Here is a 13,469-nt window from a genome sequence, read left to right as displayed (position 1 = left end):
GATGAGTGAGTTTTCGCGCCGGGTGTTTCTCGGCAACAGCCTGGCCGTCGGGGGCGGCCTGCTGCTCGGTGGCGGGCTGCTCAGCGGCTGCGATGGCGGCGCGCCCGCTGCCACGGCTGACGGTATCGCATTACCCACCACGCCGGTACATGGTGGGCGGTTGCGCGTGGGCATCATCGACGGTGACCAGGCGGGCAACCTCGATGCGCACAAGCCGGTGGGCGGCGGCATCATCCGCGGCTGGGCGCTGTACGCCAAGTTCTGGGAATGGAACCCGGATGTCAGCACGCGCCTGGCCCTGGCCGAGTTCGCCGAACCGAATGCCGATGCCAGTGCCTGGACCATCCGCCTCAAGCCAGGGCTGGAATTTCACCATGGCAAAAGCATCACCGCCGACGACATGCTGTTCTCGATCCTGCGTTTGACCGACCCGCAGTTGGCCTCGCCGTTTGCCGGGCTGGTCGGCGCCATCGACCGCCAGGCGCTGCGCAAGCTGGATGCGCGTACGATCGAGATCCGCTTCAAGCAGGGGCAAAGCTTCTATCCCTTGGATGAAACGCTGATCAGTTTCGGCGGCATCGTGCCGACCGATTATCATCCGTTGACCAACCCGGTCGGCGCCGGGCCCTACAAGCTCAAAAGCTTCATCCCTGGCCAACGCTCGCTCTACACCCGCTTCGAAAACTACTACAAACCCAACCGCCCTTATGCGGATGAGCTGGAGATCATCGAATTCAAAGACCAGGTCTCGCGTGCGGCGGCCTTGCGCGCAGGGCAGATCGACGTGGCCAGCGGGGTGCAGGCCGAGCACAGTGCCTTGCTCAAGGCTGACCCGCGCCTGCGCCTGTACGCTTCGCCCAGCACCTCGTTTACCGGTTTCAACCTGAACCTGGCCAAGGCGCCATTCCAGGACGTACGTGTGCGCCAGGCGTTCCGCCTGCTCGCCGACCGGCAAGAGCTGGTGGCGCGTGGGCTCAATGGTTTCGGCCGTATCGCCAACGACCTGTATTCGCCACACGACCCGACTTACAACCACACGATCGCCCAGCGCCCGTACGACCTTGATCAGGCCCGTTCACTGCTGCGCCAGGCCGGGCAGGACGACTTGCGTGTCGAGCTGACCACCACACCAGGGCCAGGGGTAAACGCGGCGTTGGTGTTTGCCCAGCAGGCGCAGAAGGCGGGGGTGCAGGTCAAGGTCAACCAGGTCGACGGCTCGGTGTTCAATGGCCCACAGCGCGAGCAGTGGCAGCTGTCACCGGGTTCGACGCCGGCCCGCGGTTTCCTCGCCTCGGCGCTGCACAACGATGCGCCGCAAGCCATCTACAACCGCAGCAATTTTCACGACCCACGGTTTACCGAACTGTATGGCCAGGCGCTGGCGCAGCCCGACCTGGAGCGGCGCAAGGCCTTGGTGCATGAAGCCCAGGTAATCCAGCACGAACGTGGCGGGCTGTTGATCTGGGGCTTCTCGGACGTGCTCGATGCAGCGTCCGCCAAGGTCGGCGGGCTCGCCCCCGAACAGACCACCTTCGCCTCCTGGCGCTTCGACGAACTCTGGTTGAACCATGCCTGATCACGCTCACCGTTCCCCACGTACGCCGGCCTGGCTGGCCTGGTTCATTGGCCGTCTGGGCTACGGCCTGCTGACCGCCTGGGTCATCAGCCTGGTGGTGTTCATCGCCACCCAGGCGCTGCCCTCGGACCCGGCGCGGGTCATCCTTGGCCCCGATGCGCCACTGGACAGCATCGTGACCTTGCAGCGCCAGCTGGGCCTCGACCAGCCGATCCTGGTGCAGTATCTGCGTTGGTTAGGGGCGGCATTGCGCGGTGACCTGGGCATCTCGCTGGACTCGCAGGTGCCGGTGGCACAGCTGCTGTTCGGGCGGCTCGGCCACACCCTGGCCTTGCTGGCCGGCGTGCTGGCGCTGGTGGTGCCAATGGCGCTGACCCTGGGCGTGAGCCTGGCGCTGCGCCGTGACCGGCCGCTGGACCGCTGGGGGTTGTCGGCCTTGATCCTGTTGAAGGCCACGCCGAGCTTTCTGCTGGCCATCGGCCTGGTGCTGTTGTTTTCCATGCCCGGCATGGGCTGGCTGCCGGCGGTGTCGATCCTCGACCCGCAATTGCCCTTGTGGCGGCAGTTGCCATCGTTGGTGCTGCCGGTGGTTGCCCTGAGCCTGTCGGCGCTGCCGTACCTGACACGGATGGTCCGCGCCTCGATGATCGAGGCGCTGGAGTCCGACTACGTGGTGGCCGCACGCTTGCGCGGTATACCGGAGCGGCGCATCGTCTGGCGCCATACCTTGCCCAACGCCCTGACCCCGGCCATCCAGGGCGTGGCGCTGACCCTGCGCACGCTGGTCGGCGGCGCGCTGTTGGCCGAAGTGATCTTCAGCTACCCCGGCATCGGCACGGCCCTCAATGCGGCGATTCAGATGCGCGACCTGCCAATGATCCAGGGCGTGGTGCTGGTCATCACCCTGGCTGTGGTGCTGATCAACCTGCTGGCCGACCTGCTGACTGTCCTGCTCACCCCCAAGCTGCGCACCGCGCGCCGGGTCAAGCTGATCCGCCGCAACCGGCGCGGCATTCGCCCGTGGTGGCGACGCGCACGCCGTACACCTGCCCAGGAGGCAACCCATGACTGAGACCCGCTGGCTGGCCGACCCGCAGGTGCGGCGCGGCGCCGTGATTACCGCGCTGGTGATGTTGCTGGCGCTGCTGGGCCCCTGGCTCGCGCCGCATGCGCCGACGGCCATGGTCGGGCCGGTGTATGGGCCGCCGACTGCCGGTGCGCCGCTGGGGCATGATTTTCTTGGCCACGACTTGTTGTCTCGCTTGCTCAGCGGGGGCGTGTCGGTGCTGTGGATGTCGGTGGCGGCGGCCACCCTCGCGCTAGTCGTCGGCGGCAGCCTTGGGTTGTTGGCCGGTTTTTCGCGCCGCCGCCTGGACCAGGCGATCAGTTGGGCGGCGGATGTCTCGCTGGCCTTTCCGGACCTGATTCTGGTGTTGCTGATCGTCTCGATGCTCGGCCGTGCGCCGTGGCTGATCGTGTTGACCGTGGCCATCGCGTTTACCCCAGGGGTCGTGCGCCTGGCGCGTGGCAGCGCGGTGGCGGTGGCGGGCCAGGAGTTCGTCGAGGCGGCGCAGATGATGGGCTACTCACGTTGGCGCATCCTGTTCAGCGAAATCCTGCCGAACATCCTGACGCCGCTGCTGGTGCATTTCGGCAACATGCTGACCTGGGCGGTGGGCATGCTCTCGGGCTTGAGCTTCCTGGGTTATGGCGTAGCGCCGCCGGCGGCGGACTGGGGGCTGATGATCAACGAAAACCAGGCCGGCCTGCTGGTACAGCCCTGGGCAGTATTGGCACCGGCGCTGCTGATTGCCGTGTTCGCCTATGGCACCAACATTCTGGCGGAAGGTATCGGCCGGGTCAGTGCACGTATTGGGGAGAAGCAACCATGACGGCGGCGTTGAAAGTCGACAGCGACGTGTTGCGGGTCAGCAACCTGCGGGTGGAACTGGCCGGGCAGGTCGATGTGCTGGCCGATGTCTCGTTCAGCCTGGCGGCGGGAGAGATCGTGGGGTTGGTGGGCGAGTCCGGTTCGGGCAAGACCACCCTGGCCACGGCCTTGCTGTGCCATGCGCGGCAAGGTGCGCGGATTACCGGCGGGCGCATTGCGGTGGCGGGGCAGGCGGTGTTGGAGCTTGAGGGCGAAGCCTTGCGCCTGGCGCGGGGCGGGTTGGTGGGCTACGTCGCCCAAGACCCGGCCACAGCGCTGAACCCGGCTCTGCGCATAGGCGCCTTGTTGCGTGAAACCGTGTTGGCGCATCAGCCCAAGCTGACTGCAGATTCATTGCAGCAACGCATCAATGAGACCCTGGTGGATGTCGGCTTGCCAGACGACGCAGCCTTTCTGCGGCGTTTTCCTCATCAGTTGTCCGGGGGGCAGCAACAGCGGGTGATGCTGGCACTGGCGTTTGTCCTGCGGCCGAAACTGATCGTGCTCGACGAGCCGACCACGGCGCTCGATGTGACCACCCAGGCGCATGTGCTGGAAACCCTCAAGCGCCTGTGCCGGGGGCACGGTGTGGCGGCGTTGTACGTGACGCACGACCTGGCCGTGGCGCGCGACCTGGTTGACCGGGTGATGGTGATGTATGCCGGGCGGCTGGTGGAAGTGGCGGGGCGCGAAACCTTGTTCAAAGCACCGGCACACCCTTACACCCGTGCCTTGCTCGCGGCCATTCCTGATATTGCCCGACGCCAGCCGCTGCAAGCCATCGCCGGCCATGCACCGGCGCCGGGGCAGCGGCCTGCGGGCTGCGCGTTTGCCCCGCGTTGTGCCAGGCGACGTGCCGAGTGTGCGGTAATCGAGCCTTCGCTGCTGGCGTTCGAGGGCGGTCAGCAAGTCGCTTGCCTGGCGCCCTACCGTGAGCCGCTGCCCCTCGGCGAGCAGGGTGTCGAGGTAGCAGCGGCGCCCAGCGCAGAGGTGTTGCTGGAGGTGCAGGGGCTGGATGTGGCTTACGACCGACAAGTGCTGTTCGATGTTTCACTGCAGGTAGCGCAAGGCGAATGCCTGGCGCTGGTGGGCGAGTCCGGGTCGGGCAAGACCAGCCTGGCCAGGGCCATCGCGGGGTTGGGCGAGAACGTTCAGGGGCAACTGCGTTACGGCGGCGAGCCGCTGGCGTTCACCGCACGTCAACGGGATGCACGGCTGCGTCACCAGATCCAGTACGTGTTCCAGAACCCCTACCGGGCGTTGAACCCTCGGCAGACGATCGCGCAGACCCTCAGCGCGCCCCTGGCGCATTTCTTCGCTGTACGTGGCGATGAGGCGCGTCATCGGGTCGAAGCGGTACTGGCGCGGGTGTCGCTGCCGGCGCGTGTGGCCGATCTGTATCCGCACAGCCTGTCAGGGGGAGAACGGCAGCGCGTGGCGATTGCCCGGGCGTTGATCTGTGAGCCACGGCTGTTGGTTTGCGACGAGATTACCTCGGCGTTGGATGTGTCGGTGCAGGCGTCGATCCTGGCATTGCTGAGGCGTTTGCAGCGTGAAGGGCTGACCGTGTTGTTCGTCACCCATGACTTGGGGGTGGTGCGGGCGATAGCCGACCGGGTGTTGGTGTTGCGCCAGGGCAGGGTGGTGGAAGAGGGGGCGGCTGAGCAGGTGCTTGGGCGGCCGGTTGATGGCTATACCCGGACCTTGGTGGAACATTCGCCTCGGTTGCAGGTGGGCGTCTAGGTGCATGGCTTTGGGTGGGGCGGCGCCTGTGAGATCGAGCGCCGCCCGCGCGGCGCATCGCGAGCAACGCTCGCTCCTACGTTTGTTTTTGGCCAATAACGCCTGTGACAGGCGCGCGCGAACGCCTTGTTTGTTCGACGCGATATCGAGTCATGCGTCAAGGCGGTCGCGCGCGTTTGCCCCAGGAATAATTGGCCCGAAACAAACGTAGGAGCGAGCGTTGCTCGCGATGCGCCGCGCGGGCGGCGCTCGATCTCCCAGGCGCTGCAAGGCCCAAGGCATGCACCTGGCACCCCAGATGCAATCCCCAGCTGGGCACCATCACCCAGCAAATCGCGCCTGCCGCCGCCGCACTTCCTCCCGCACCGCCGGAATCACCCAGCGCCCGTAATCCACCGTGTCGTACAACGGGTCATACCCGCGGTTGAGGAAGGTGCTCACCCCCAAATCGACATAATCCAGCAACGCCTGGGCGACGGTCTCCGGCGTGCCCACCAGCGCCGTGGTATCGCCATAAGCCCCCACCGCTGTCGCCGTCGGCATCCACAATGCCCGGTCATGCCGGTCCGCCCGGGCGGCGGCGGCGAGCAGGCGTTCGGAACCGGTGCCCTTGATGCGCTTCTGCCAGGGGCTGTCCGCCGCAAACTGCGGGTTGGCCTTGATCTGCGCGAGGATCTGCTCCGCGCGCTGCCAGGCCAGCTCCTCGGTGGCACCCAGGATCAGCCGCACCGACAAGCTCACCCGTGGCGCCGCCACGCCAGCGGCACTCGCCGCAGCCTTGAGTTTGGCGATCTGCTCGGCGACGCCGCTCAGCGGTTCACCCCACAGGGCATACAGGTCGGCATGTTTGACGGCGATCTGGTAAGCGATGTCGGACGAGCCTCCAAAGGAAATCGGGATATGCGGCTGCTGCAGCGGCTTAACCGGCGAAAAAGCGCCCTTGATGGTGAAGTAGCGGCCTTCGAAGTCGAAGGGCTCTTCGGCAGTCCAGGTGCGCCGGACAATCTCCAGGTACTCGTCGGCGCGCTGGTAACGCGCGGTCTTGTCCAGCAGTGTGTCGCCTTCTTGTGGCTCGGCCGTGATGCCGGTGATCGCATGCAGGCGAATGCGCCCGCCGCCGGTGGTGTGGTCGAGGGTGGCGAATGCCCGCGCGGCCACCGTCGGCGCAGTCAGGGCAGGGCGGTGGGCGATCATGAAGCCGAGGCGCTCGGTGTGCGCGGCCGCATAGGCGGCAATCTGCAGGCTGTCGGCACTGCCTGGGCCGCTGGCGATCAGTACCCGGTCGAAACCGGCATGCTCATGGGCGCGGGCGTGGTGGCGGATGAACGGCAGGTCGAAGTCGGGCGAGCGCACGCCGCGGGTCTCGGACCACTGGCGGGGGAAAATCATGCCGACGAATTCAATGGACATGGCGATGGCCTTTTACGTTGAGGAAGGGTCAGAACTGGTAATCGACCTGGGCCAGCAAGGTGCGCCCAGGCATGGGTTGCAGGAAGGTGTTGGTCGAGCCGGCCAGGCCGCTGACGAAATTCAGTTCGTCGGTGACGTTGAGCATGCGCAGCGTCACGCCCCACTGTGGCTGGCGGTAATACGCGGCAAGGTCGAGGTTGTATTCGTCGGGCACCTTCACCGTCTTGCTCAGGTTCAGGTACCAGCTGCTGGTCCACCAGCCAGAGAGCTCCACGCCGAACCCGGAATCGAAGCGGTAATCGACATAGCCGCCGGCGTTGTACTCAGGAATCTGCACCGCATCGAACTTGCCGGACGGGCGCTGGTTGAGGCTGTTGTTATCGCCGAACACGGTGCCGTTGTCGGGGATGAACCCTGCGGAGGCGAACCCGGCCTGGCTGGTGAACTCGTTGTAGGCACTGATGCGGCTGAGGTTGAGGCCGCCGCGCAGGTGCGGGTCCTGGTAGCGCAGGGTCGCTTCCCAGCCTTTGACGATCAACCGGGCGATGTTGTTGTTGCTGTCTGGCGACTGGTCGCGCGCCTGCTTGTAGGCGGCCAAGGTGAAGAACAACTGGTCGGGCATGGCCTCGACCTTCAGCCCCACTTCGTGCAGCACGCTAAGGCTCTCGAACGCCAGTGGGTTGAGCTGGTTGGCCCCGGCGCCACTGCCCCAGCCCAAACCATTGGTGAAGAACCCGGTGTTGACGGCGAGGGAGCGGTCGAAGGTGTAGTACAGGGTGCTGTTATCGGTGGGTTTGAAATAGGGGCTGACCTGTACCGAGAACAACCGGTAATTGTCCGAGTCCTTGCGCGGGTTGCCGCCCGCGAGCACGAAGGGGTTTTCGATACGGGCATCGATCCAGCTGCGGCTGGCCCCCACGTTCAGCCCCACGCGCTCGCCCAGGCGCAGGTTGTGCTGGCTGAACAGGGTTTGGGTGGTCCAGGTGCTGTCGGCGGTGTAGGGCGCTACCGATTCAGCGTACAAACCGTGCCCTGCCGGGTACATGGCGGGCAGGTTGAGCCAGCCATAGTAATTGGACAACTGTGGCACGCCGGGCTGGCCGATCCAGGCTCCGTTGCCACCGGCGGGGTTGCGCCCACTCAGGCCAAGCAGGTCGCCAGGGTTTTTCAGCGTCGGGTCGAGGGTGAGGTCGTAGGCGTTGATGGTGGAGCCAAAATTGTTGTTGGCGGCGATCGACTCGTTGGTCTCGCGGCGGTAGATCAGCCCGGTGTTGCTGTCGTCGACCAGCGTCAGGCCGCCCAGCTGCCATTGGCCACGGGCGCGGAACTCGAAGCGGTTGTCGAAGATGTCGTCCTTGCCCTGCACCTGGAACGCGCCCACCGCGTCGGTGGTGTCGGTGGAGTGCTGGTAGAAAGTGCTGTTGGCCAGGGTGATCGACGGGGTCAGGTCGCCCTCGACGCGCAGTTGTGTGGTGAAGCGCCGCGAGCGGTTCTGGTCCTGTGCGCGCTGGCCGGTCTGTGACGACAGCGAGGTCTGGCCATTGCCTGCCAGCGACGGGTCGTACACCCAGCCGCGCAAGCTGCCTGGGCTGGTCTGGGTATTGGGTGAGGCGCCCTGGAAGCTGCCATCGACCACCTGGTACTGGCCCTGCGCGTTGCGCTGGCGCTGCACCCAGCCGAGTACCTGGGCATCGCTGGCACCCGATGACAGCACCGGCGACCACAGGCTGTTGCCGTTCTGGATGATCGGCGTGGCGCGCCCGGCGTTGTACCTGCCATGGTCGACCAGGTCCTGGGTGGCGCGGTTCCAGCCGTGGGTGATGTTGTAGTCGTAGTAGTCGTCGTAGGCGGCGTTCCAGTCCACCCGCAGGTTGTCGTTGCGCCAGGCGAGGGCGCCGTAGAACGCGTCGAAGTTGTTGTCGACGTTGTCGTAGAAGGTTTCCTGGCGCTGGCGGGTGATGCTGACCCGGTAGGCCAGGCTGTCATTGAGGGGGCCGGTGTTGTCGAGGCTGAATTGGGTGGCATCGCGTGATTCGCCATCGGGGATCCAGCTGCCGATTTCGCCACTCAGGCGGGTGCGGAAGCGGTTGAAGTCGGGCTTCTTGCTTAGGTAGTTGATGTAGCCGCCGCTGCCACTGACCGATCCGTAGGTGACTGATGAAGGCCCGGCGACGATGTCGGCGCCTTCGTAGGCGTTGAAGTTGGCGGGGTGGCGTACGCCGTAGGCGCGTTGGCCATCCTGGAACACCTCGGAGCTTTGCCCGCGCATTTGCGGGGCGATGCCGGCGTTCTGGCCGCCGCCACGGGTGATGCCGGGGGCGTATTTGACCAGGTCGTCCGAGCTCTGGATCGGGTCGCGGGCCAATTGCTCGGCGTTGATCTGGGTGACCGAGCGTGGCGTGTCGAGGACTTTGCTTTCCAGGCCGCCGTAGATCGAGGCCGGTGGGCGCGTGGGCAGGGCGTCGTCGTCAGCCTGTTCGGCTTGGACGGTGACGGTTTGCAGTTGGGTGTCCTCGGCGTAGGCCAGCGGTACGCTGGCGGCGAGGATGGCCAGTGCCAGGGCGCTGGGCTGGAATGTCGGGTGCAGCAAGGCAACGCGGAGCATGGGGCTGAGCCTCGTTCTGTTCGGGAATGGGAAAAGCGAGGGCGCAGCCGCGCCTGCGGTTATTGGGTGCCTATGGCGACTGCCGGGGGCGCTATGCGCCCCTTGTGTGGGGCTTGCTCTGCGAACACGGGCGAAGCCCGTGCGATCCACTCGGGGTACCTGCTTCGCGGGGCAAGCCCGCTCCCACAGAAGAGCGTGCTGGCCTAGTGTTTAGCTCCTGAGCCACAGGCTCTCGAACCGCCAGGTACTGAACAGCGACTGCTCCGCCTGCGCCCCACCGACCCGTGTGCTGACGCTGTCGAGCAAGTCGGCAAAGCCCCAGATCAGCATGCCGCCGCGTTCGTACTGGATGCGTTGGGCGCGGTGCACCAGGGCTTTGCGTTTCTCAAGGTCGGGCTGGGCCATGGCAGCGAGAAAGGCCTCGCTGAACGCCGGGTCGTGGAAGTGAGTCTTGTTGGCCACGGCGAACGGCGCGTCGGTATGGATGGCGCTGGCCAGAAACGGCGCACCGATGCTGCCCCCAGTGCTCAACGTCCAGTCGTCGCGCTGCGGCCCCTGGAACGTCGCCAGGTCGACCTGGCGTACCGTGATCGTCACGCCGATGCGCCGTGCCTGTTCGGCCAGCACCAGGGCCGAGGCAAGCCCAGGCCCTGGGGTCGTGACCAGTTCCACCTGCAGGCCTTCGTGGCCCGCGTCCTGGAGCAATTGCGCCGCCCGTTGTGGGTCATGCGGGCGTGGCCCGAGGCTGTGGTCGAAGGTGGGGTCGAAAGGGGCGTACAGGTCATTGGCCACCCGGCCCTGGCCATTGAGTGCCCGGCGCACCAAGTCCTCTCGGTCTGCCAGCAGGCGAAACGCCTCACGCACCCGCGGGTCGTCGAAGGGCGCTTTGGTGGTGTTCATGTCGAACGACAACCAGTTGCCGCTCACCGACTTCAGCAGGCGCAGGCGTGGGTCGGCCTGCAGCACTTGCAGGTGCTCGGTGGACATGACGTTGGCCATGTCGATCTGCCCGGCGCGCAAGGCCGCCAGGCGGCCGGTCTGGTCCTTGAAGTCGATGATCTCCAGTTCATCGGCATACGGTTTGCCGGGCTTGTAGTAATTGTCGAAACGGGTGAACAGCGAGCGTTGGCCCGGGGTGAAACTTTTGAGTTTGTAAGGGCCGGCACCGACCGGGTTGGTGACCGGGTGGTAGTCCACCGGTACGATGCCGCCGAAGTTGACCCACGTCTCGGGCAACGGCAGGTAGCTGCGGCCTTCGCGAAAAGCCAGGCGCACGGTGCGATCGTCGAGCTTGACCAGGTTGTCGCGGTCGACCCAGTGCAGCAGCGCCGCATAGGGCGAGGCCAGCTGCGGGTCAGTCAGGCGCCTGATGGAGAAGATCAGGTCGTCGGCGTCGATGCTCTTGCCGTGGTGAAACTCCAGCCCAGGCTTGAGCCGCAACGTCCAGCCGCTGGCGTCGGCATTGGGCTCGGCGAACTCGGCCAGGGCCAGGCGCGGCTGCATCTGCTCGTCCCACTCCCACAGCTTGCTGTACAAGGCAAAGCCGCGGACGATGCCGCTGCCGACCGGTTTATGGGCGTCGAGGTTGCCGCTTTGGTTGCCATCGATGATGCCAAGACGCAGGCGCCCGCCATGGCGTGGCTGGTCAGCAACCGCGTCGCCGGGGCTGTCGCTTGGGCCGCAGCCGGCCAGCAGCCCACCGGCTAGTACGCCGGCATGGCCAATGAAGGCGCGCCGGCTCAATGGGTAACCGTCCCAGGCCATGGCGTCAGCCCCCGTTGCTGGCGTGCAGTTGCACGGGGGTGGGCGCCGGGCGGGCGAGGGCGGCGCGCTGGCCACGGAAGTGCGGCAAGATATGCTCGCCGAGGCGGTAGGCTTCTTCCAGGTGCGGGTAGCCGGCAAGGAAGAACAGGTCGATGCCGATGCCGTGGTACTCGCGGATGCGCGCCACCACGTTGGCGTAGCTGCCCACCAGCGCGCAGCCTGGCGGGATGCCGATATAGCCGAAGCCGGTCCACACGTTGGGGTGGATGAAGAAATCGTCGAAGGCCTGCTGCTCGTCCTTGTCGCTGTAGCCGTGCTCGTAGCTCAGCTTGCGTGCGGTGCGCAGGCCAGCATGGGCGGCGCGGGCCTTGACCGTGCCCTTGGCCACGCCTTCGTCGAAGAAACGTTTGGCCTCGGCCCGCGCGGCCTCTTCGGTCTCGCGGGCAATCACGTCGATGGATAGGCCGAAGCGAATGTCGGTACGCCCCCACTTCAAGGCGCGGGCGCGGATGTCGGCGATCAGCGCGGCAATCTCGTCCGGGTGTTCGGCACGCATCAGGTAGAAGTCGGCATGCTTGGCGGCGAACTCGCGCGCGGCCAGCGAAGAACCGGCGGTGCAGATCAGCGGCAGCTCGGCTTTTTTCAGCGGCCCGCGCAGCCCGCCGCCCTCGGCACGGTAATAGGTGCCCTCGTAGTGGAATTGCTCGTTGTGCCAGTAGCCGCGTACCACGTCCATGAACTCGGTGGCGCGGGCGTAACGCTCGTCGTGGCCCTCGAAGTCGCCGACCTGGCGCTGGATGGCATCAGAGCCGCCGTTGATGATGTTCCATACCAGCCGGTTGCCGGTGGCGCGCTGGTAGGTCGCGGCCTGTTGCACGGCCACCCAGGGCGTGTAGTGATAAGGCTGGAACGCGGTGACGAACTTGAGCGTGCGGGTTTCCCGTGCCAGCAGCGAGCACACGGTCCACGGCTCTTCGCCGGTGGGCGCATTGACCATCAGTGCGCCGCCGAAGCCGTTGATTTCCGCAGCGCGGGCGATTTGCCCGAGGTAATCGATGTAGGTGAAGTGATCACCTACCGCGAACCCGGACACCGCACCGCTGCTGTCGCCACCTGCGTGCCAGTCGCCGCGGTTGCGCGGGTCGCCAGGCAGGTACTGGGTTTCGCCATGCAGTGGCAGGCGGGTGAAGAATTCGATGCTCATGGGGTGGCCTCCTTACTGGACGCTGGGGCTGCAGTTGGGCGTGACCGGCTGGCCGCTGATGACCTGGCGGGCGAAGGGGATCGAGTCCTTGAGTGAGGCGTTGACCGTTTCGCTATGGCCCAGGCCTTTGTACAGGTGGCCCTGCACCACCGAGCCGGCCTTGCAGGCATCCTGCATCAGTGCAACCTGGGTCGCGGCGGCAGGGGTCTTGTCCTCGGCGCCGGTGCCGATGAAGATCGGCTGGGCCAGTTTGAGGGTGGGGTACGACACTTGGGCCAGCCACGGTTTGAGCTGGTCGCCCTGGTAGTCCTTTTTGGCGTTGGCGGGGGTCAGGCCGGTGCCGACCACATCGCTGACCAGTGCCGACAGGCAACTGGTGCGCGCCTGCTCGAACAGCGGCAGGGCCTTGTCGGTGTAGAAGTCGCGCGGGTCGATGCTCGGGTCGTACTGCTGTGCGGCGAGCAAGGTGTAGAAGCCGTAGGCCAGGGCCGGGTCGACCTTGTTCTGGTCCTGCTCACCGACGTTTTTCGACCCCACGGTGTAGATCACGCCGGTGCCGATGCTGCCCTTGACCCCCAGTTTGGGTGCATAGGTTGCGGCATAGGCACCGGCTGCAAAGGCACCAGCGCCACCCTGGGATTGGCCGATGATCAGGACCTTGTCGGCCAGCCCCGGCACGCCGGCGACCACGGCCTTGGCGGCATCGAGAATGCCGTAGGCGGCCATGCGGTTGTTCAGCAGCGGGTGGCCACCGGGTACACCCAGGCCTTGGTAGTCGGTGGCGACGATGGCATAGCCCTCTTCGAGCCAGCGGTTCAGGTACTGCACATCGCGGTAGGAACGCCCGGCCCAGGACGGTGCGCAAATATCCGCCACCCCGACGGTGCCGTGGCCCCAACTGGCGACCGGCCAGCCACCGGCGGGCGCCGGGCCCTTGGGAATGAACAGCGCGCCAGAGACCACGATTGGCGTCTTGCCGTCGATGCCGTCCAGCGAGGTGTAGAGGATGCGCTGGGCACTGGCGGCGTTGGGCAAGCTCAGCGCTGAGTCCAGCGGCTCGCTGCGCAGCAGTTTACCGGGGGTGGCCGGGATTGCCTTGGACCAGGTGTAGAAGCTCGAAACGCGGCCGTCGCCTTGTTGCGGGTCGGGTTTGGGGGCGTAGGTGTCGGCGGCCAGGGCGCCAATGGAAAAGGCCAGGGCACTGAGGCCGAAAACGATGGAAACAGGCAATTTCATG

9 protein-coding genes are annotated in these 13,469 nt (G+C 66.1%); 4 read left to right on the top strand and 5 right to left on the bottom strand.

What is annotated here, in order from left to right; all coding sequences use genetic code 11:
* Window position 1 precedes the first annotated feature (1 nt).
* From HU764_RS16095 to HU764_RS16080, 4 genes are read left to right on the top strand one after another with little or no spacing between them, the layout of a single operon-like run.
* Window positions 2-1,576 carry an ABC transporter substrate-binding protein gene (locus HU764_RS16095; RefSeq protein ID WP_186703317.1) on the top strand — a complete coding sequence of 525 codons (1,575 nt, stop codon included), beginning with the start codon at window positions 2-4 and terminating at the stop codon, window positions 1,574-1,576.
* Window positions 1,569-2,648: an ABC transporter permease gene (locus tag HU764_RS16090; protein ID WP_186703316.1), complete on the top strand. Its 1,080-nt coding sequence runs from the start codon at window positions 1,569-1,571 to the stop codon at window positions 2,646-2,648. The genes HU764_RS16095 and HU764_RS16090 overlap by 8 nt, the downstream gene beginning before the upstream one ends.
* Window positions 2,641-3,468: an ABC transporter permease gene (locus tag HU764_RS16085; protein WP_186703315.1), complete on the top strand. Its 828-nt coding sequence runs from the start codon at window positions 2,641-2,643 to the stop codon at window positions 3,466-3,468. Before HU764_RS16090 ends, HU764_RS16085 begins: the two co-directional genes overlap by 8 nt.
* Complete coding sequence (locus tag HU764_RS16080; RefSeq protein ID WP_186703314.1) at window positions 3,465-5,249, top strand: dipeptide ABC transporter ATP-binding protein; 1,785 nt, start codon at window positions 3,465-3,467, stop codon at window positions 5,247-5,249. The genes HU764_RS16085 and HU764_RS16080 overlap by 4 nt, the downstream gene beginning before the upstream one ends.
* 321 nt (window positions 5,250-5,570) lie before the next feature.
* Here HU764_RS16080 and HU764_RS16075 read toward each other — a convergent pair whose 3' ends face one another.
* The 5 genes from HU764_RS16075 to HU764_RS16055 form a co-directional block, all read right to left on the bottom strand.
* A complete protein-coding gene (locus HU764_RS16075; RefSeq protein ID WP_099429803.1) occupies window positions 5,571-6,659 on the bottom strand; it encodes an LLM class flavin-dependent oxidoreductase in 1,089 nt (362 codons plus the stop codon).
* Between the two features lie 28 nt (window positions 6,660-6,687).
* Window positions 6,688-9,264, bottom strand: a complete 2,577-nt coding sequence (locus HU764_RS16070) for a TonB-dependent receptor (protein WP_186703478.1) — start codon at window positions 9,262-9,264, stop codon at window positions 6,688-6,690.
* 210 nt (window positions 9,265-9,474) lie between these two features.
* Window positions 9,475-11,028 carry an ABC transporter substrate-binding protein gene (locus tag HU764_RS16065; RefSeq protein ID WP_186703477.1) on the bottom strand — a complete coding sequence of 518 codons (1,554 nt, stop codon included), beginning with the start codon at window positions 11,026-11,028 and terminating at the stop codon, window positions 9,475-9,477.
* A gap of 4 nt (window positions 11,029-11,032) precedes the next feature.
* Window positions 11,033-12,232, bottom strand: a complete 1,200-nt coding sequence (locus HU764_RS16060) for an LLM class flavin-dependent oxidoreductase (RefSeq protein ID WP_186703476.1) — start codon at window positions 12,230-12,232, stop codon at window positions 11,033-11,035.
* Between the two features lie 12 nt (window positions 12,233-12,244).
* Window positions 12,245-13,468 carry a lipase family protein gene (locus tag HU764_RS16055; RefSeq protein WP_099429799.1) on the bottom strand — a complete coding sequence of 408 codons (1,224 nt, stop codon included), beginning with the start codon at window positions 13,466-13,468 and terminating at the stop codon, window positions 12,245-12,247.
* Window position 13,469: the final 1 nt, after the last annotated feature.

Origin of the sequence: Pseudomonas kermanshahensis (assembly GCF_014269205.2) — a bacterium.
GTDB classification, from domain to species: Bacteria; Pseudomonadota; Gammaproteobacteria; order Pseudomonadales; family Pseudomonadaceae; genus Aquipseudomonas; species Aquipseudomonas kermanshahensis.
The sequence above is the reverse complement of the archived record's forward strand: the minus strand, read 5'-3'. Positions and strand labels throughout refer to the sequence as shown.